Source organism: Mycobacterium neglectum (assembly GCF_002591975.1).
In the GTDB taxonomy this organism is placed as follows: Bacteria; Actinomycetota; Actinomycetes; order Mycobacteriales; family Mycobacteriaceae; genus Mycobacterium; species Mycobacterium neglectum.
Window position 1 is genome coordinate 119,804 of the sequence record NZ_NVQE01000003.1, and the last position, 17,363, is coordinate 137,166.

The window sequence follows — 17,363 nt, forward strand, 5'->3', positions numbered from 1 at the left end:
GTAAAAACAACCTTGTCGAAGGGGCCGAACCCGGAGGGACAGTTCAACTCTGGGAATGGATCGGCGACGGCGCGACCACGTTCAGCTACTAGTCGCCTCCCGGTAACAATGGACATCGAACGGATTCTCCGCGAGACCAAAAGTGTGGCGATCGTAGGTGTTTCGGCCGACCCAATGCGTCCGAGCCATGGCGTCTGGCAGTACCTGAAGTCCGCGAGCGACTACGAGCTGTACCTGGTCAACCCGACGATCAGCGAGATCGGCGGCGACGTGGTCTACCCGTCACTCGCGGATCTGCCGGTGGTACCCGACATGGTGGACGTATTCCGTCGCCGCGAGCAGCTGCGCTCCGTGCTGGACGACACGATCGCGATCGGCGCGAAAACGCTGTGGCTGCAACAGGGTCTGGCCGATGACGACGTCGCCCGCGATGGTGTCGCGGCCGGGCTGCAGGTCGTGATGGATCGCTGCCTGAAGGTGGACCACGCCCGCCTGCTCGGCTAACGCGAGTGGATCGGCGACACGTCGTCGACCAACCACCGACCGTCCTGCTTGGACAGTTGCACCCGCAACGCGAGCACGGCAGTGTCCGGTGGATTGCCTGGCGAGTTCTGCGTCCCGCGCAGGACCACCGCGACGCTGGCGGCGGCCGGGCCGATCGCCTCGACCCCCGCAGATATGGTGCTGGCCTGAGCTGTGATGTTCCGGCTCGCCAAATCTTGTGCCGCAGAGGCAAATTCCTTCTTGAACTCCTCCGCGCTCTGCGGCGACATCAACTCGGCAACGCGATCGATAGATGCGGTAGGACTCGCCGGGATGAACGTCGCCGAGTCCTCTGACACCTTGGTGGCGATGCCGATGACTTCGGCCGTGTCGTTGTTCAGGGTGCGGTCGGGCACCGACCAGTTCAGGTAGCCGACGACCACTGCTGCGGCCAGCGTCGCGGTCGCGGCCGCCGCCACCGCCAGTCGCAGCCGTGGCCCGTCGTCGTCGGTGCCGACGGTCACCCCGTCCCTGCGGGCCAGTACGACGTTGACGACGACGGCCTGGACGATGAGCAGGCAAAGCACCGAAAACACCGACACCCACCACAGCGGCCAAGCGAGCGCGATGCCGATGTACACCAGTGCGGCGATCGCGGCCAGCGGCGGCGCCACGTCGAACGCCAGGATGCGCAAACTGTTCCTCATCGGATCGACTCCAGCCGGGAGATCATCGGCTTGCCATCGACATCGGAGACGTCGAGCCGCAGCGTCCAGCGCACCGTCTGCGGCTTGTCGTTGCCTGCGTTCTCGCTGACCGACGTGGCCACGACCAGCACGGTGTCGGTGCGGGAGGCGAACGGGGAAATATCGGAGGACGACGGCGGCCGCTGGCCCTCCGAGCCCGGCTGTTCGTGGTGGACGAATTCCACCGCCACCGAGTCGACCTGGCCCGTCGTGCGCGACTGCAACTTCTGGACCAACTCGCGATACGGCCTCACCGCGGCGTCGAAGTCCGCGTTGAGCTGGCCGACGGTGCCCTCGTGGAGCTGGGCCAGACTGGCGTCGACGGTGTCTTTGTTCATGTTGATGAGCACGCTGGTCCAGTCGGCGGCGGCCTGCATGGCACCGGTGCGGTAGCGCAGTTCATCGGCGTCGCTGCGATGCTGCGTCCAGATCAGCGCGGCGAGCACGACCGCGACGATCGCTATCACGCCGGCCACCGCCGAGGCGATGCCATAGCCGGAAATGTCGGAACCGTGATCGGTGTCGGCCGGCGTTGACTCGTCATCGGGCATGCGCGTGAGGGTACCGGGGGGCTCACTCACGCAGCTGCCGCGACCTGTCTGGCACCCTGGTGGGGTGACGGTAGAAGCAACGCGCGGCGGAGCTGGAGCGACGATCAGATCCGGTATCGACCTGAGTCACGTCGACTCCGGTGCCCGCCCACAAGACGATCTGTTCGGCCATGTCAACGGCCGCTGGCTGACGGACTACGAGATGCCCGGCGACCGCGCCACCGACGGTGCGTTCCGGTCGCTGTACGACCGCGCCGAGGAGCATGTCCGCGACCTCATCCTCGGAGCCGCGTCAGCGGCGACATCGGATGGCGTAGCCGCAGCAGGCACCGACGAGCAGCGCATCGGCGATCTGTACGCCAGCTACATGGACGAGCGGACGGTCGCCGAACGCGGTGTACAACCGCTGCTCGACGAGTTGGCCGCCATCGACGGGGCCGACACTCCCGAAGCGCTGGCCGCGGTCCTCGGCGCACTGCAGCGCACCGGCGTCGGCGGCGGCACGGGTATCTACGTCGACACCGACTCCAAGGACTCGACCCGCTACCTGGTGCATCTGACCCAGTCCGGGCTCGGCCTGCCCGACGAGTCGTACTACCGCGACGAACAGCACGCGGAGATCCTGGCCGCCTATCCGGACCACATCGCGGCGATGTTCGATCTCGTCTACGGCGAGGAGACCCAGCCCAATGAATGGCGGGCCACCGCCGAGCGCATCGTCGCGCTGGAGGCCAAGCTGGCCGCCGCGCATTGGGATGTGGTGAAGCGCCGCGACGCCGACCTGACCTACAACCTGCGGCGCTTCGCCGATCTGACCGCAGAAGCGCCCGGCTTCGACTGGTCCGGATGGGTGTCCGCGCTGGGCGTCACAGCCGAGCAGGTCGCAGAAATCGTTGTGCGCCAACCCGACTACCTGACGGCGTTCGCCGCGGCCTGGTCGGGCGAGGATATCGAGGACTGGAAGGCGTGGCTGCGCTGGCGGCTCATCAAAGCGCGCGCCGCTCTGCTCACCGACGAACTGATCGCCGAAGACTTCGAGTTCTACGGCCGCAGGCTCTCGGGCACCGAAGAGATCCGCGAACGCTGGAAGCGCGCCGTATCCGTGGTCGAGGGCCTGATGGGTGACGCCGTCGGACGGCTCTATGTCGACCGGTATTTCCCGCCGGTGGCCAAGGCCCGGATGGACGAACTGGTCGCCAATCTCCGAGAGGCCTACCGGGTCAGCATCAACTCGCTGGCCTGGATGACTCCGCAGACCCGCGAAAAGGCGCTGGCCAAGCTCGACAAGTTCACGCCCAAGATCGGCTATCCCGCGAAGTGGCGCGACTATTCGGCGCTGGTGATCGAGCGTGACGATCTGTACGGCAACTACCTGCGCGGCTACGCCGTGGAATACGACCGGGATCTCGCGAAGTTGGGTGGCCCCGTTGACCGCGACGAATGGTTCATGACGCCGCAGACCGTCAACGCCTACTACAACCCCGGGATGAACGAGATCGTCTTTCCCGCAGCCATTCTGCAGCCGCCCTTCTTCGATGCCGATGCCGACGACGCTGCCAACTACGGCGGGATCGGCGCGGTGATCGGTCATGAGATCGGTCACGGTTTCGACGACCAGGGCGCCAAGTACGACGGCGACGGGAATCTCGTCGATTGGTGGACCGACGAGGATCGCGCCGAGTTCAGCACGCGAACAACGGCTTTGATCGAACAGTACGACGCGTATGTGCCGCGGGCACTCAGCAACGGCCATCACGTGAACGGCGCATTCACCGTCGGCGAGAACATCGGCGATCTGGGTGGGCTCTCGATCGCGCTGCTGGCCTACCGGTTGTCCCTGGGGGGCGAGCCGGCACCGGTGATCGACGGACTGACCGGTGAGCAGCGGGTATTCTTCGGCTGGGCGCAGGTGTGGCGCACGAAATCCCGTGACGCCGAGGCCATCCGGCGGCTCGCGATCGACCCACACTCACCGCCGGAGTTCCGCTGCAACGGCGTCGTCCGCAATTTGGACGCGTTCTACGAAGCGTTCGACGTCGACAAGTCCGACGAGCTGTATCTCGATCCCGAGCAGCGGGTCCGGATCTGGAGCTAGAACATCTGCCAGTCTGAGGCACCGTCCGGTTTGTCGTAGATGCCGGTGGAGTTCTTGATGACGACCGCGTCGCCACTGCCAAAGTTGTCGTAGAACCACTGCGCATTGGCCGGGCTCAGGTTGATACAGCCGTGGCTGACGTTGCTGTTGCCCTGCGCCCCGGTGGACCACGGCGCGCTGTGCACGAAGATGCCGCTGTTGTCGATTCGCACCGCGTCCTGCACCTTGAGCTTGTAGCCCTCGGCAGAACTGACGGGCACGCCGTAGGTCGACGAATCCATCACGATGTCGGCGAACTTCTCCAGCACGTAGTAGGTGCCGTTGTGGGTCTCGTAACCTTCCTTGCCCATCGAGACCGGGAAGGTCTTCTCCAGCTCACCGTTGCGATGGATCTGCATTTCATGGGTGTCGTTATCGATCGTCGCGACCAACTGCTCGGGAACGGTGAAGCTGGACTTGGTGCCCGCGGCGTCGATGTAGACGACGGTGCCGGCCGGCCAGAAGTCCTGCGGACGCCAGCGCAACTGGGAATCGGTCGTCCAGTAGAACCTGCCGGGCACGGGCGGTACGGACGTGATGTGCACGGCGTCCTGGGCCATCTGTCGATCGGCGATCGGCCGCTGGAAGTTTATGTAGATCGGCTTGGCGGCGCCTGCGATCGAACCGTTGGTCGGATTGAACGACGGCGGTAGGAACGGTGGCTCACCGACAAACGGCGTCGGGTTCTGCCCTTCCGGCGTCCCCGCGGGAATCGCCATCGGCTGAGGCTGCATCCCTGGGAACAACGGCGGCGGGGCTGGCGGCAGCGGCGCGCCCGGCGCAGGCGGCGCAGGCGGCCCAGGCGGGAACGCGACAGGGGCTGCCGGCGGCGGCACGGCTGCTGCGGCCGGATCGACCGGCGCCGGCGGCGGCGGAACGCCGGGTTGTGCCAGCGCGGACGGGGTGCTCAGCACCATTCCACCCACAAGTCCAGCCGCCATCACAGCGGTGAGCAAGCGCCTCCATATCGGCTGCCGCATACCTGACCTCCCAGTCGCATTACTTCGTCCAGTGTGGCACAGCGCGGGGAGCGGTTTTCTTCATCAGCGTGTCGCCAAAACCCCGCCTGTCGCGCCGTCAATGGCGCTGACCTGCTGTGTTTATCCGCCGGTCGCGGTCGAACGTTACGTTGGGTGGCGATTGCCGCAACCGCGCTTTGAGCTTAGGAGCGCACCAGCCGCGCGATGGCGGCGGACGCCTCAGCCAGTTTGACATCGGCCTCGTCGCCGCCTTCGACGACGGCCTGGGTGACGCAGTGCCCGAGGTGCTCGTCGAGCAGGCCGAGCGCGACCGACTGCAGGGCGCTGTTGACGGCGCTGATCTGCGTGAGCACGTCGATGCAGTACTTGTCTTCGTCGATCATCTTCGCGATTCCGCGAACCTGGCCTTCGATCCTGCGTAGCCGCTTTGCATAGTTCTCCTTCTGCGGCGAATAGCCATGCACGGCCGAGTCACCCACGGTTATGTCGTCAGCCATTTCCCCCACCCTCCAGCATCTGATTCATCTGGGTTATCTCGGCCTGCTGCGCGTCGATCATCGTCTGCGCCATGCGCTTGATGTCCTCGTTCTGACCGTTGGCAACTTCGGCCTTGGCCATCTCGATGGCTCCCTGGTGGTGGCTGATCATCGACTGCAACCACAGCTTGTCGAACTCGGCGCCTTGCAGCGACTGGAGTTTGGTCATCGTGGCTTCGTCGACCATGCCTGCCATCGCGCTGTGGCCGCCCTCTCCGTGGGATGCGTTGTCCTCAGGGTTTTCATCCCACTGCACGAGGAACACCCTCAACGCCCTGATCTCGGGCTCCTGCTCGGCCGAGATCTTGGCGGCCAGCGCGATAAGTGCGGGGTCGGTGGAACGGGTCGGCGCCATGGCCGCCAGTTCGATCGCCTGCTCGTGGTGCGGAATCATGTTGGTCGCGAACGCGTGGTCGTCCGCGTTGAAGCCGGCGGGCTGCGCCGTGCTGACGGATTCGTCCGTCGCATGCGCCTCGGTGTGCTCATCGGACCCCGAACACGAGGTGAGCAGCAGCGCGGCGAACAGGGCTATGAACAGGGCGGCGATACGAGTGATGCGAGACGACATCCGAGACGACATGGCCCTCACACTACCGCATACCCCGGCGGGGTATATAAAGGAGTTTGTCCACAGAAACGCCAGAGGCATACTTCTCTCATGCCCTCACAGTCCACAACTCCCGACATAAAGCCGCGTAGCCGCGACGTCACCGACGGCCTCGAGAAGACCGCCGCTCGCGGCATGCTGCGCGCGGTCGGCATGGGTGACGACGACTGGGCCAAGCCCCAGATCGGAGTCGGCTCGTCGTGGAACGAGATCACCCCGTGCAACATGTCGCTGCAGCGGCTCGCGCAGTCGGTCAAGACCGGCGTGCACTCTGCCGGCGGCTACCCGCTGGAATTCGGCACCATCTCGGTGTCCGACGGGATCTCGATGGGCCACGAGGGCATGCACTTCTCGCTGGTGTCCCGCGAGGTCATCGCCGACAGCGTCGAGACGGTCATGCAAGCCGAGCGCCTCGACGGATCGGTGCTGCTCGCCGGTTGCGACAAATCGATCCCCGGCATGCTGATGGCCGCCGCACGACTGAACCTCGCGAGCGTCTTCCTCTACAACGGCTCGATCATGCCGGGACTCGCGAAGCTCACCGACGGCAGCGAGAAGGAGGTCACGATCATCGACGCCTTCGAAGCCGTCGGCGCCTGCTCCCGCGGACTGATGTCGCGCGAGGACGTCGACATCATCGAACGCGCGATCTGTCCCGGCGAGGGTGCTTGCGGCGGGATGTACACCGCCAACACCATGGCGTCGGCCGCCGAGGCAATGGGGATGTCACTGCCGGGCAGCGCTTCGCCGGCGGCCATCGACACGCGACGCGACGAGTACGCACGCCGGTCCGGGGAGGCCGTCGTCGAGATGCTGCGGCGCGGCATCACCACGAGCGACATCCTCACCAAGGAGGCGTTCGAGAACGCCATCGCCGTCGTGATGGCGTTCGGCGGTTCCACCAACGCGGTGCTTCACCTGCTTGCCATCGCGTGGGAAGCGAACGTCAAGCTGTCGCTCGCGGACTTCACCCGGGTCGGCCAGAAGGTGCCGCATCTCGCCGACGTCAAGCCGTTCGGCCGTCACGTCATGAAGCACGTCGACGAGATCGGCGGCGTCCCCGTTGTCATGAAGGCACTGCTGGATGCCGGCCTGCTGCACGGCGACTGCCTCACCGTGACGGGCCAGACGATGGCCGAGAACCTCGCCCACATCGAGCCTCCGGACCCCGACGGCAAGGTGCTGCGGGCGATGAACAATCCGATCCATCCAACCGGCGGTATCACGATCCTGCACGGATCGCTGGCGCCCGAAGGCGCCGTCGTGAAGTCGGCGGGCTTCGACTCCGATGTGTTCGAGGGCACCGCAAGGGTTTTCGAACGTGAGCGAGCCGCGCTCGATGCGCTCGAGGACGGGACGATCACCAACGGCGACGTAGTGGTGATCCGCTACGAGGGGCCCAAGGGCGGACCCGGCATGCGCGAGATGCTGGCCATCACCGGTGCCATCAAGGGTGCGGGTCTCGGCAAGGACGTGCTGTTGATGACCGACGGCCGGTTCTCCGGCGGCACCACGGGGTTGTGCGTGGGACACGTCGCGCCCGAGGCGGTCGACGGCGGCCCCATCGCGTTCCTGCGTGACGGTGACAAGATCCGCCTCGACGTCGGCAAGGGCACTCTGGACGTGTTGGTTGATCCTGCCGAATTCGATTCGCGCAAAAAGGGTTTCGAGCCGTTACCGCCGGTCTACACCACCGGCGTGCTGGCCAAGTACACCAAGCTCGTCGGCTCAGCCGCCAGCGGCGCAGTCTGCAGCTGACCTTTACGCCGGTGCGGCCTGCACACTTTGGGAATCGGCGTCACCGCGGATCACGGCATCGACCTCGGCGCGTTGCGTCGGTCCCCAGGTCTCCTTGGTGGCGAGCACACCAGCAAGGCCGACGATGCCGACCGCGACGTAGAACAGGGCAGGCCCGATCCAGCCCCAGGAGTTCGCGAGCAGCACGGCGAGGAACGGAGCGAAGCCGGCGATCGAGGCCGCGACCTGGTAGCCGATCGAGGCACCCGAGGTCCGTGTGCTCGTGTTGAAAAGCTCGGCGAACCAAGCACCTTGGGTACCGGTGAGCACTGCGTGGATGACGCCGATGCCGATGATGAACAGCAGGATGATCAGGAAGGGCTCGCCGGTGTTGGCCATGAGATACATCGGAATACCGAACGCGATCGCCAGGATGCAGCCAACCAGGTAGACCTTTCGCCGTCCAACCCGGTCAGTGAGTGCACCTGCGCCAAGCGTCGTGCCCACGGCGATCACGCTGGCGATGACGACACCCGCGAGCGCGATGTTGCGATCAGCCTCGTTTCGCTTCGTGATGTAGGACAGCAGGTACGTGGCGGTCAGGTAGTACGCGCACGACTCGACGACACGCAGTGCGATGACACGCAGGATGTTGCGCCAGTCTTCGCGGATCACGGTGAGGAACGGATTGCGTACCACCTTGCCCGAAGCCTTGACCGCCTCGAATTCCGGTGACTCATTGAGCCGCAGCCGCACGAAGAGACCGACCCCGATCAGAATTGCACTGGCCAGGAACGGGATACGCCACGCCCAGTCGCCGTCGAGTGACGCGGCCGAGAGGAACGCGATGTTGGCGAGTGCGATGCCCAGCGGGTTGCCGGCCTGCGGAATGGCCGCGAACCGTCCTCGGTGCCGCCATGGCGCGTGTTCGAAGGCCATCAGTACGGCACCGCCCCACTCCGCACCGAAAGCAAGACCCTGAATGACACGGATGGTGACGAGCAGTGCCGGAGCCAGGACACCCACCTGCGCGTACGTGGGAAGTAGACCGATCGCGAAAGTCGCGATACCCATGATGAGCAATGCGCCGACGAGTACCGGTTTGCGACCGAACCGGTCGGCGAGGTAGCCACCGACGCTGCCACCGATCGGCCGCATCAGGAAGCCGACACCGAGGGTGGCGAACGAAAGGAGGGTGCCGACAACAGGATCGGACTCCGGGAAGAAGACATCACCGAAGTAGAGCGCGGATGCCGTGCCGTAGGCGACGAAGTCGTAATTCTCGACGCAGGTGCCCGCCGCCGAGCCGATCGCGGTCTTGATCTTGTTGGGCGACCCATGCTCGGCTTGCCGCCGACGGTCGTCGATGGTGGTGCTCATTGCGTTATCTCCTTTGATAATTCGCTGGCCGAGTTGCGCTCGAGCGCGTGGAGTTTTTGCACGCGGCGGACGGTGTCGTCGTCGTTGTCGAAGCGGGCGTTGACGAACGTCTCGACGACCTCCGCCGCGATGGCCCTGCCGATCACCCAAGCGCCGATGGCGATCGCGTTCGCATCGTCGTGTTCGACGCTCTGATGCGCGGAGTACACATCGTGCGCCGCCATCACGGCGCCCTGGCCGGTTCCGCATACGAGTACTGCGCGATCAGCCCCACCCCTGCGCACGAGATCACAGGTCGTGAAGGTGATATCGGGAAAGTCGACCGGCTCCTCGCTCGGCGCTCCGCAGTCGATCACCTCGTGACCAAGGCCCTCGAGCACCGAACGGACATGTGCCTTGAGCGGGAACCCGGCGTGGTCGTTACCCAGCGCGATTTTCATGGTTTGCCCTCCACCTCGTGGCGATATGGAATCGAGTCGATGGCACCCGACCGCGTGACGGCGATCGCTGACGCCGCCACCGCTGTCTGGACCGCAGCGATGGTGCTGTGCTCGGCGGCCGACAGCTCCGCGGCGAAGTAGCCGATGAAGGTGTCTCCCGCGGCGGTCGTGTCCACCGCGTCAACCGCAGCTGCGGCGATGTGCTCAACGGCGCCGTCGTGCGTCACGAAGGCACCCGCGTCTCCAGCGGTGCAGACCACCGTGGCACCCGATGCTGCGGCGAGCACGGCCATGTCATCGCCGCCTTCGGCGTCGTTGGTGCTGTCCCGCAACAGATCTGCGATTTCGGCAAGCTCGTGCTGATTGACAACGAGGATGTCGACGTCATCGAACAGACCCTGGATGGAGCGCGGAACCGGAGCGGCGTTCATGATCACTGTGCATGCGGCGCTTGTGGCCCTGCGGGCAGCATGACGCACCAGCGGTTCCGGGGTTTCGAGCTGCAGCAGCAACAGGTCTCCGCAGGTGGCCGCCTGCAATCCGGCGTCGATGTCGCCATCGGCCAGTGAGCTGTTCGCGCCGGGGGATACGACGATGGTGTTCTCACCGTTGATGTCGACGGTGATCAGTGCGCGGCCGGTGGGCGTGTCCGCGTGCACGCGTACGTGGCGTGCGTCGACCGCCTCTTCGGCGACGGTGCGCCGAACGAGGTCACCATCGCGGTCGGCTCCCGTCGCACCGATGAGCACAGCGTTGGCTCCCGCACGAGCCGCTGCGACCGCCTGATTGGCGCCCTTGCCACCCGCGGCCACGATGACGTCCGAGCCAAGCACTGTTTCGCCGGGCTTGGGGATTCCCCGCACCCGCACCCGGTGGTCGGCATTGAGGCTGCCGACGACGAATACCCGTTTCTCAGCCATGGCGATCGATGAATCGTGTTGTGAGGACGATGGATTCGGGCTCTTCGCCATTGATTACCCGCATGAGCAGTTCGACGGCACACCGCCCGACCGCGTCGGTGTCCTGTGCGATCACCGAGATGGGCGGGTCGTAGTGCGCGAGCCATTCGATGTCGTCGAATGCGACGACCTCGATGTCGGAGCCGATGCGCAAGCCGCGACTTCGGATGGCGGCCAGTGCGCCCAGCGCCATCAGGTTGTCCGCCGCGATCAACGCGGTGGGCCGGGTAGGCGCGGCGAGTAGTTGTTCGGCCGCGCGGATGCCGCTCTCCTCCTGGAAGTCGCCGAAGGTGATCAGCGCGTCGTCCACAACGAGCCCGTGGGCCGGCAGCGTCTCGACGAAGGCGTCGTAGCGCTGCCGTCCCGTCGAGATGGCCTGTGGTCCGCCGATGAAGCCGATGCGGTGGTGGCCTCTGGCGGCCAGGTGCGCTACGGCCTCGGTCATGCCGGAACGACTGTCGGTGGTCACGCTGGGCACGTCGAAGCCGTCGACCGTGCGGTCGACGAACACCACCGGCAGCCCGCTGTCGACGAGCGCCTGCAGGCTGCCCGAACCGCGACCTTGCGGTGCGAGGACGACGCCGTCGACGCGCTGATTGAGGAACGTCTCGATGTAGCGGTCCTGCTGGTCGACGTTCTCGTTCGCGTTGCCGAGCAGCGTCACGTAGTCGGCGCCCAGCGCCGCCTGTTCGGCCGCGTGGGCGACATCGGCGAAGAACGGGTTTCGGACGTCGGAGACCAGCAGCCCGATGGCATTGGTGCGGGTCAGCCGCAGCGAGCGCGCCTGCAGATTGGGGCGATATCCGAGCGCGACCACCGCATCGCTCACCCGGGTGCGGGCTTCGGGCGAGGTGGCGGGGTTGCCGGAAAGTACTCGCGAGGCCGTGCCCAGCGAAACACCGGCGTGCGCTGCGACCTCGCGGATCGTGACACCCTTACCAGCCAACTCGCCGATTCCTCTCGTGGGAACGTTTCCATGGGAACGTTTCCACGTAACCTAGGTCACATCGGTCGCCGCCGTCAACCCCGCGGTCTGGTGACCATCCGGTCGATCCGCCGCAGCGCCAACGCACAGACCGACAGGTAGGCGGGCGCCCACCACGGGACTCCGAACGCCAGCCTTGTTCCGTCGTCGACGGCGTGTACCTCATGCCGCGTGGCGGCGATGCCCGCGACGTCCCACGCCCAACAACGGCGATCGGCGAATTCGGTAATGGTGAACGGCAACGCGACGCCGAACGGCGTCCACACCTTGCCCTGCGACCCCAACTTCATCGGGCCGGTCCCCGACAACTCGGCGCGTTGAATCGACGGCCCCCATTGCGGCCACGCATCGAGGTCGACCAGAATGTTCCACACCGCCTCTGGCGGTGCCGCGATGTGCCGTTCGACCGTTGGCATGCGGTGCCGGAGGCCAACGTTCATTGGCAGTCTGTGCCCCGATGGCCGAGTGCTAAACGGGTGAAACCGATATCGGCAGCCAGTGGACGCCTGCGCCCTCACCCGGACATCCGGCGCCCTCAACCGTGATGGTCCGCTCACCGAAGAAGCTGCCGTCCGGCATTGGGATCAGGTAGTCCGAGCGTACGGATTTCACCGCGCTGTCGGGATTCATGCGCTCGCACAAGTACGGATAATCACCGCTCGTCTCCCAGCGGCCGTTGTTCCATCGGTATTCGAAAACCCCGGGTGCGCCTGGGTTGCGGGCAAGGTCATCGGAATTGTCCATACTCACCACACAACCGTTGACGTCACAGTTGGCGGTGTATTCGACAAGAAATGTCTTGGCTTCCATCGGTGTCGGGGCGCCGTTGAACGTCTGCTTCGCAAAGTCGACGAACACGTTGTAGTACCCGTACAGCAGCGGAGGTGTGCCTCGGTCGGCGATCGCGACCGGCGGCGCCACCAGGGCCCCTGAGCCTGCCAGGAGTGCGATGGCCAGCGTCTTCGGCAGTATCTTGGGCACGGCATCAGTTAACACGCCGTGGGCCTCATCCACCGCAGAACTCCTCATACACCGCGGGCAGGAAGCCGGCCAGATGATTCATCTCCTGAGCGCAGTGCACGAGGAGGTCGCGCGGGTCCGGTAGCTGATGGGCGGCAATGGGTCGAATCACCGCGTCGGCCAACATATTTCCCTTGCGTAGACCAATGTAGGGTCCGCCCATCCAGAACCGGGACCGCATCTCGGCACCGTCGGCGGTGGCCCGAACATGGTGGACGAACCAGCCGATGTCGACGGGTACCTCCGCGGATCCCAGGCGGGCACACACCGCGACGTCTGCGCCCAGGCGGGCCGGATCGAGTCCGATCACCTGTGGTTCGACGAACTGAATCGCGGCCTTGGCGTAGGACGATCCGAGATACTCCTCGATCAACGACGTCCGGCCGACCCAGCTGCCGTCAGGACCGCTGTCAGCCCACTTCGCCGACGCGTGGGCGCGCGGATGCCACAGCTTGTAGCGCGTCGTTTCACTGCCGTGCCAGCCGAACCACCAATCCCACATCGCCGGGGTGACGCCGGGCATGGCGGTACGGACCGAAACCTGGAATCCGCCGCCGCGCAACTGTCCGTATCCGTTTTCGGTCTGCTGGTAACCGCCGTCGAGAATGTCTCCCGCGTAATCGAACCCGAGCAGTGTCTGGTCGGCCTGCGGGCCGTGCTCGAGCGCGACGACCACATGCCGCGGCAGTTCGGCCATTTCGGGTTTGAAGTACTTGCCCCATGGGGTGTCGCCGTCACCGTCGCGGTAGCCGAGGTAGGCGCTCATCAGACACGTCCCATCCACGCGTAGAACCGGCCGTCGGGATCGTATGCGGCACGCGCCTTGTCGAGCCGCGCCATGGCCTCGTCGGTGGCGAACTTCGCCGGCCGCTTGCCGAGATTCTCGTCGGCCAACTGGATTCCGTTGGCCAGGTGCGCCATCTCGGCCATGTTGGCGCGCGGCCAGTCGGCGTACTTTTCATCGTCGGCCGCGTCCATCCAGCCTCCGTAGAGCGCCAGGTAGATCTCGGCCTCGACGCTGTACGCCATGTCCGCCCGCGCCGGTGACGGTCCCCAGTTCAGCCACAGGAAGTGCGCCGGGTGCGGCGGCATGGTCTCGAGGATGCGATGGATACCGGGCATCAAATCCTGCGCCGACGCCGACGTCCACATGTTGTCCGCGGAGTATCGGTGGTCTTCCAGGTAGTTGGCCATCACGGCCGTGTACCACGTGGGCAGATCCGTTGGCGCATAGGCAACTTTGGCGAGCGCCTTGTCGATGGCCGGGCAGGTGCCGAGCAGCGCGAGCGCTTCCTCGGCTTCCTTCTCAGTGTCGGCGAACACCGGTGACGCCAGCAGGATGGCGGGGCCGTCGATCCCGATGTCTGCCACGCTCTTGGTGGCGACGATCTGTAGTTCCACTCTGCGGTCCACGTCGGCACTGATGTCGCGCGCCCAGGTGAACACCTCGTCAGCGCAGTCGAAGGGGTAGGCGTACAGGCTCATGCCGCAGACAGCGGGCTTCGCGTAGAGCTTGAGATGGAAAGCCGTCACGACAGCGAAGTAGCCGGGTCCTGCGCCCCGGGCGGCGAAGTAGAGGTCAGGGTGGTTCTCGGCGTCGATGTAGAGCTTCTCTCCGTCGGCGGTGATGACGTCGAGGCCGAGCACGCTTTCGCACGCCGGCCCGTAAACCCGGCTGTTCCATCCGTAACCGCCCTGGAGCAGATAGCCGCCGATGCAGACGCCCTTGCAGTGGCCTGCGGGGAAGAACAAATCCTGGGCGTCGAGTTCGGCCGCGAGGATGCTGCCTCCCTTGCCGGGGCCTGCCACTGCGCACATCCTGTCCTTGTCAATGGTCGCCTGATCGAACCCGCTCATGTCGAGCAGCAGGCCGCCGTCCCGCAGGTGGTTGGCCGCCCAGCTGTGTCCGCCCGACCGGATTCCGACGCCGAGATTGTTGGCCTTCGCGTGGGCGAGCGCTGCAACGACGTCTTCATCGTCCAGGGCTTGGACGATCATCGCCGGATACCGGTCCGGCACCCGCTGGTTCCACACTGTCGCGCGTCGTGCGGCTTCGTAGCCGTCATCACCTCGAGCGAAGTGCCGCCCCGCTGGAAGTCCCGTCACTTCTCCTCCTAGATTCGCATACCGAATCTTTGTGATTCGTAATGCGGATCAATATAGTGGTGGAATGCGGCCTGCGGAAGAGAATCAGCCAACCGAATCCCCGCGTTCGGACGGAATTCAGGTATTGCGACGCGCTGCAGCGGCCCTCGACGAGATCGCCGCATCGCCCGGACAGCTTCGCCTGGTCGACCTGGGCGGCAGGCTCGGCCTGGCCAAGTCCACGGTGCGCAGGTTGCTGGTCGGGCTGGTCGAGATCGGGTTCGCGACCATCGACGATGACGGCCGGATCAGCCTCGGTGAACGGCTACTGGGGCTGGGCGGCGCCGACGAGGCCAGCCTGGCGACGTTGTTCCGGCCGACGCTGGACCGGTTGGCGAGCCTGACCGGAGAAACGGTCGATCTGTCGGTGCTGCGGGGGCGGCAGATGTTGTTCATCGACCAGGTTGAGTCCGCCCACCGACTGCGAGCGGTGTCCGCAGTAGGAGTCCGGTTCCCGTTGGAGTCAACGGCCAACGGCAGGGCTGCGCTGGAACTGCTGACCGACCCGTCCGCGGGACTCAGCGACATCGCCTTCGACCGTGACGAGCACACCGTCGGAATCTCGGCGGCGGGGATCGCCGCCAGAACGGTCAGCGGACACATCGTGGGGATCTCGGTGCCCGCGCCCACCGACCGCTTCGATGCCAATGAGAAGCGCATCGTCCACGCACTGCGTGAATGCGCGCGGTCGTTGGCTAGTTGACCAACGCGACCGCGAAGCCGTCCCACCCCTTGGCCCCGACTGTCTGAATCGCGGCCGTGTCGAGCCGCGGATGCTCGCCCATCATCTGCAGCATGTCGCGAACGGCGCGGGCCTGGTGGTCGTCCGCTGCGGGATCCAGCACCCGTCCGAACCGAGCGATGTTGTCCACCAGGATGATTGATCCCGGATGGCTCAGGTTGATCGCCCACTCGACGTAGGCGATGTTGTTCTCCTTGTCGGCGTCGATGAATGACAGATCGAAGATCTCGCCACGCTCGGCCAGGCCCGGCAGGCTGTCGAGGGCAGCACCGACGATCACCTCCACGCGATCGGCGACACCCGCACGCGCGAGGTTCTGGCGTGCGACGTCAGCGTGGGCGGGTTCGTACTCCAGTGTGACGACGCGACCGGACGGACCGACGGCACGGGCAAGGTTGATGGTGCTGTAGCCGGCCAGCGTGCCGATCTCCAAGACCCGGGTGACGCGCGCCGCCGTGGCAAGCAGATACAGCAGCTTGCCGTGTTGCGCGGATACCTCGATGGCGGGCATTCCCGCGGCATCGGCCGCCTCCCGCGTGGCCGTCAGCGCATCGTCTTCGGTGCGCAGCACACTGTTGAAGAGCTGATCAAGCGCCTTGGGGTCTGGCTCTTCCACGTGGGACACGTTATCGCACACCCTCTTTCGCGTACACCACGCGGAGAACATGCTCGACCTCCGGCCCCATGACCACCCCAGCCAGTTCGCAGAAGGTGGCGACGAATTCGCGTCCATGGGGCGGCTCGGCGTCGCAGAGGTGGTGGGCGACCTCGTGCAGCACCACCAGTTCGCGCAGCGCCCACGTCGTGCGTCCCTCCGGAACGGCGATCCCAGCGCCGTCAGCGTCACGCTCGTAATGCGCCGCGGTCACCCCGCGCCGGGCGCGCACAGCCAACGGTCGGATGCCGGGCCAACGTTCGCCGACGGCCGCCATCGCGAGCACGTCATCGACATAGCGCTGCACCGAAACCGACGACGCGAACCGGCCCTCCGGCGGCAGTGTCAACTGCGTACCGAAGAACTCGACGACGCGGTTGCCGTGCTCGTGGGCCCGGTCGAACAGCGTCCGAACGAACTCCTCGGCGGCATAGACCTTCCCCCGCTGGGTGTCTCTGACGCTCACCTCTCCAGAGCCGAACGCTTTCCACCCAGCTCCGCGGTGCCGCCGAGCCGGGCCTTGCGGCCGGCACGATCGCCCGCACGCCGCGCCGCCGACGAGTAACCCGCTGTTGCGCTGGTCGCCCGCCACGTCCCCCGGGCCGCTGAAGTCTCCTTGTAGAAGTCCTTGAGCTCGATGTCCTTGTTCCGCAACGCGAGAGCGGTGCCCGGCTTCCTGCGCCAGCGTCCTCCCCTGGCCTCCCGCTGAGCCTCTTCGCGTGCCTCGGACAGCCGCTTGCCGATGCGCACGCCGAAGGCGAGTTGAAAGTTGATGCGCGCGGTGATCGTGGGGGTCGGCCGGTGGGCGCCCGACGCGATGTAGGCCTCAGACGCGCGCACCATCTGCATCACCAGGCTGGCGTAGAGCGCATGGCTGGCGTCGATGTCCTCACCGAAGCCATAGGCGTAGACGAACGTCGAGTTCGATGCGACGTCACACTTCACATCGTTGGCCATCGCGATCACCGTGAACAGCTGGACATAGGTGCGCAGGCCGCGCGCGCCCGCGTTGCCGATCGTGATGGTGCGCTGCTCTGGCATCTGCGCCTTGGTCCGGTTGGACGAATGGGACCGTGCGACGGCCAGGTCGATCGACGTCGCCGTGGCGAGCCGCTGAGCCGCGGCCATGAAGGCGTCGGCCTCGTGGGTGTTGTCGGTCCCCTCGGCCTGGCGCAGCAGAGCGGCGATACGCGCCAGCATCTTGTCGTCACTCATGCGCGATCCCGCTCCGCTTCTCGCTGACCCTCATGGCGCCAGATTAGG

20 protein-coding genes are annotated in these 17,363 nt (G+C 65.8%); 4 read left to right on the top strand and 16 right to left on the bottom strand.

The genetic code is table 11. The annotated features are described in order from the left end of the window. Positions 1-108: 108 nt before the first annotated feature. On the top strand, positions 109-504 hold the full coding sequence (locus tag CSQ99_RS03780) for a CoA-binding protein (protein WP_099037709.1): 396 nt from the start codon (positions 109-111) through the stop codon (positions 502-504). Here CSQ99_RS03780 and CSQ99_RS03785 read toward each other — a convergent pair. Further along, entirely contained in the window at positions 501-1,190 is a 690-nt protein-coding gene (locus tag CSQ99_RS03785) for a hypothetical protein (RefSeq protein WP_099037710.1), read from the bottom strand. The genes CSQ99_RS03780 and CSQ99_RS03785 overlap by 4 nt on opposite strands. Beyond that, positions 1,187-1,780: a hypothetical protein gene (locus CSQ99_RS03790; protein WP_099037860.1), complete on the bottom strand. Its 594-nt coding sequence runs from the start codon at positions 1,778-1,780 to the stop codon at positions 1,187-1,189. The genes CSQ99_RS03785 and CSQ99_RS03790 overlap by 4 nt, the downstream gene beginning before the upstream one ends. 103 nt (positions 1,781-1,883) lie before the next feature. Between CSQ99_RS03790 and CSQ99_RS03795 the strand changes: the two genes are divergently transcribed. Then, complete coding sequence (locus CSQ99_RS03795; RefSeq protein ID WP_425437774.1) at positions 1,884-3,875, top strand: M13 family metallopeptidase; 1,992 nt, start codon at positions 1,884-1,886, stop codon at positions 3,873-3,875. Here the strand turns inward: CSQ99_RS03795 and CSQ99_RS03800 are convergent. The 3 genes from CSQ99_RS03800 to CSQ99_RS03810 form a co-directional block, all read right to left on the bottom strand. Beyond that, positions 3,872-4,894, bottom strand: coding sequence for a L,D-transpeptidase (locus tag CSQ99_RS03800; RefSeq protein WP_099037712.1), 1,023 nt, complete (start codon positions 4,892-4,894; stop codon positions 3,872-3,874). The two genes, CSQ99_RS03795 and CSQ99_RS03800, sit on opposite strands and share 4 nt — an antisense overlap. A 182-nt stretch (positions 4,895-5,076) precedes the next feature. Further along, positions 5,077-5,391, bottom strand: a complete 315-nt coding sequence (gene ricR, locus CSQ99_RS03805) for a copper-sensing transcriptional repressor RicR (protein WP_099037713.1) — start codon at positions 5,389-5,391, stop codon at positions 5,077-5,079. Then, entirely contained in the window at positions 5,384-5,998 is a 615-nt protein-coding gene (locus CSQ99_RS03810) for a DUF305 domain-containing protein (protein WP_176560874.1), read from the bottom strand. Before CSQ99_RS03810 ends, ricR begins: the two co-directional genes overlap by 8 nt. A gap of 90 nt (positions 5,999-6,088) precedes the next feature. Here CSQ99_RS03810 and ilvD point away from each other — a divergent pair, with 90 nt between their 5' ends. Beyond that, positions 6,089-7,795, top strand: coding sequence for a dihydroxy-acid dehydratase (gene ilvD / locus CSQ99_RS03815; RefSeq protein ID WP_099037715.1), 1,707 nt, complete (start codon positions 6,089-6,091; stop codon positions 7,793-7,795). Between the two features lie 3 nt (positions 7,796-7,798). Here the strand turns inward: ilvD and CSQ99_RS03820 are convergent, their stop codons facing one another. The 8 genes from CSQ99_RS03820 to CSQ99_RS03855 form a co-directional block, all read right to left on the bottom strand. Then, positions 7,799-9,154 carry an MFS transporter gene (locus CSQ99_RS03820; RefSeq protein ID WP_099037716.1) on the bottom strand — a complete coding sequence of 452 codons (1,356 nt, stop codon included), beginning with the start codon at positions 9,152-9,154 and terminating at the stop codon, positions 7,799-7,801. Continuing rightward, entirely contained in the window at positions 9,151-9,594 is a 444-nt protein-coding gene (locus CSQ99_RS03825) for an RpiB/LacA/LacB family sugar-phosphate isomerase (protein WP_099037717.1), read from the bottom strand. Before CSQ99_RS03825 ends, CSQ99_RS03820 begins: the two co-directional genes overlap by 4 nt. Then, on the bottom strand, positions 9,591-10,514 hold the full coding sequence (locus CSQ99_RS03830; RefSeq protein ID WP_176560864.1) for a ribokinase: 924 nt from the start codon (positions 10,512-10,514) through the stop codon (positions 9,591-9,593). Before CSQ99_RS03830 ends, CSQ99_RS03825 begins: the two co-directional genes overlap by 4 nt. Further along, positions 10,507-11,499 (bottom strand): LacI family DNA-binding transcriptional regulator, encoded by a 993-nt coding sequence (locus tag CSQ99_RS03835; RefSeq protein WP_099037719.1) that lies wholly within the window; start codon positions 11,497-11,499, stop codon positions 10,507-10,509. Before CSQ99_RS03835 ends, CSQ99_RS03830 begins: the two co-directional genes overlap by 8 nt. 74 nt (positions 11,500-11,573) lie before the next feature. Continuing rightward, positions 11,574-11,978: an SRPBCC family protein gene (locus CSQ99_RS03840; RefSeq protein ID WP_099037720.1), complete on the bottom strand. Its 405-nt coding sequence runs from the start codon at positions 11,976-11,978 to the stop codon at positions 11,574-11,576. A 28-nt stretch (positions 11,979-12,006) separates the two neighbouring features. Next, entirely contained in the window at positions 12,007-12,519 is a 513-nt protein-coding gene (locus CSQ99_RS03845) for an MBOE_33420 family protein (protein ID WP_099037721.1), read from the bottom strand. A 25-nt stretch (positions 12,520-12,544) separates the two neighbouring features. Next, positions 12,545-13,324: a DAPG hydrolase family protein gene (locus CSQ99_RS03850; protein ID WP_099037722.1), complete on the bottom strand. Its 780-nt coding sequence runs from the start codon at positions 13,322-13,324 to the stop codon at positions 12,545-12,547. Continuing rightward, the gene (locus tag CSQ99_RS03855) at positions 13,324-14,664 is read right to left on the bottom strand and encodes an FAD-binding oxidoreductase (RefSeq protein ID WP_099037723.1); all 1,341 of its coding nucleotides are present in this window, start codon (positions 14,662-14,664) and stop codon (positions 13,324-13,326) included. The genes CSQ99_RS03850 and CSQ99_RS03855 overlap by 1 nt, the downstream gene beginning before the upstream one ends. A gap of 64 nt (positions 14,665-14,728) precedes the next feature. Here CSQ99_RS03855 and CSQ99_RS03860 point away from each other — a divergent pair, with 64 nt between their 5' ends. Beyond that, positions 14,729-15,406 (top strand): IclR family transcriptional regulator, encoded by a 678-nt coding sequence (locus CSQ99_RS03860; protein ID WP_099037724.1) that lies wholly within the window; start codon positions 14,729-14,731, stop codon positions 15,404-15,406. Here CSQ99_RS03860 and CSQ99_RS03865 read toward each other — a convergent pair. From CSQ99_RS03865 to CSQ99_RS03875, 3 genes are read right to left on the bottom strand one after another with little or no spacing between them, the layout of a single operon-like run. After that, the gene (locus CSQ99_RS03865) at positions 15,399-16,112 is read right to left on the bottom strand and encodes an O-methyltransferase (protein WP_425437770.1); all 714 of its coding nucleotides are present in this window, start codon (positions 16,110-16,112) and stop codon (positions 15,399-15,401) included. The genes CSQ99_RS03860 and CSQ99_RS03865 overlap by 8 nt on opposite strands. Next, a complete protein-coding gene (locus tag CSQ99_RS03870; RefSeq protein ID WP_099037725.1) occupies positions 16,072-16,566 on the bottom strand; it encodes a TIGR04338 family metallohydrolase in 495 nt (164 codons plus the stop codon). The genes CSQ99_RS03865 and CSQ99_RS03870 overlap by 41 nt, the downstream gene beginning before the upstream one ends. Then, positions 16,563-17,315, bottom strand: coding sequence for a DUF2786 domain-containing protein (locus CSQ99_RS03875; protein WP_099037726.1), 753 nt, complete (start codon positions 17,313-17,315; stop codon positions 16,563-16,565). Before CSQ99_RS03875 ends, CSQ99_RS03870 begins: the two co-directional genes overlap by 4 nt. Positions 17,316-17,363: the final 48 nt, after the last annotated feature.

What these genes read in the sequence shown, in the direction of transcription:
- CSQ99_RS03780 (WP_099037709.1), top strand. Translation starts at nt 109, where the DNA reads ATGGACATCGAACGGATTCTCCGCGAGACCAAAAGTGTGGCGATCGTA.
- CSQ99_RS03785 (WP_099037710.1), bottom strand. Translation starts at nt 1,190, where the DNA reads ATGAGGAACAGTTTGCGCATCCTGGCGTTCGACGTGGCGCCGCCGCTG.
- CSQ99_RS03790 (WP_099037860.1), bottom strand. Translation starts at nt 1,780, where the DNA reads ATGCCCGATGACGAGTCAACGCCGGCCGACACCGATCACGGTTCCGAC.
- CSQ99_RS03800 (WP_099037712.1), bottom strand. Translation starts at nt 4,894, where the DNA reads ATGCGGCAGCCGATATGGAGGCGCTTGCTCACCGCTGTGATGGCGGCT.
- ricR (WP_099037713.1), bottom strand. Translation starts at nt 5,391, where the DNA reads ATGGCTGACGACATAACCGTGGGTGACTCGGCCGTGCATGGCTATTCG.
- CSQ99_RS03810 (WP_176560874.1), bottom strand. Translation starts at nt 5,998, where the DNA reads ATGTCGTCTCGCATCACTCGTATCGCCGCCCTGTTCATAGCCCTGTTC.
- ilvD (WP_099037715.1), top strand. Translation starts at nt 6,089, where the DNA reads ATGCCCTCACAGTCCACAACTCCCGACATAAAGCCGCGTAGCCGCGAC.
- CSQ99_RS03820 (WP_099037716.1), bottom strand. Translation starts at nt 9,154, where the DNA reads ATGAGCACCACCATCGACGACCGTCGGCGGCAAGCCGAGCATGGGTCG.
- CSQ99_RS03825 (WP_099037717.1), bottom strand. Translation starts at nt 9,594, where the DNA reads ATGAAAATCGCGCTGGGTAACGACCACGCCGGGTTCCCGCTCAAGGCA.
- CSQ99_RS03830 (WP_176560864.1), bottom strand. Translation starts at nt 10,514, where the DNA reads ATGGCTGAGAAACGGGTATTCGTCGTCGGCAGCCTCAATGCCGACCAC.
- CSQ99_RS03840 (WP_099037720.1), bottom strand. Translation starts at nt 11,978, where the DNA reads ATGAACGTTGGCCTCCGGCACCGCATGCCAACGGTCGAACGGCACATC.
- CSQ99_RS03850 (WP_099037722.1), bottom strand. Translation starts at nt 13,324, where the DNA reads ATGAGCGCCTACCTCGGCTACCGCGACGGTGACGGCGACACCCCATGG.
- CSQ99_RS03860 (WP_099037724.1), top strand. Translation starts at nt 14,729, where the DNA reads ATGCGGCCTGCGGAAGAGAATCAGCCAACCGAATCCCCGCGTTCGGAC.
- CSQ99_RS03865 (WP_425437770.1), bottom strand. Translation starts at nt 16,112, where the DNA reads ATGTTCTCCGCGTGGTGTACGCGAAAGAGGGTGTGCGATAACGTGTCC.
- CSQ99_RS03875 (WP_099037726.1), bottom strand. Translation starts at nt 17,315, where the DNA reads ATGAGTGACGACAAGATGCTGGCGCGTATCGCCGCTCTGCTGCGCCAG.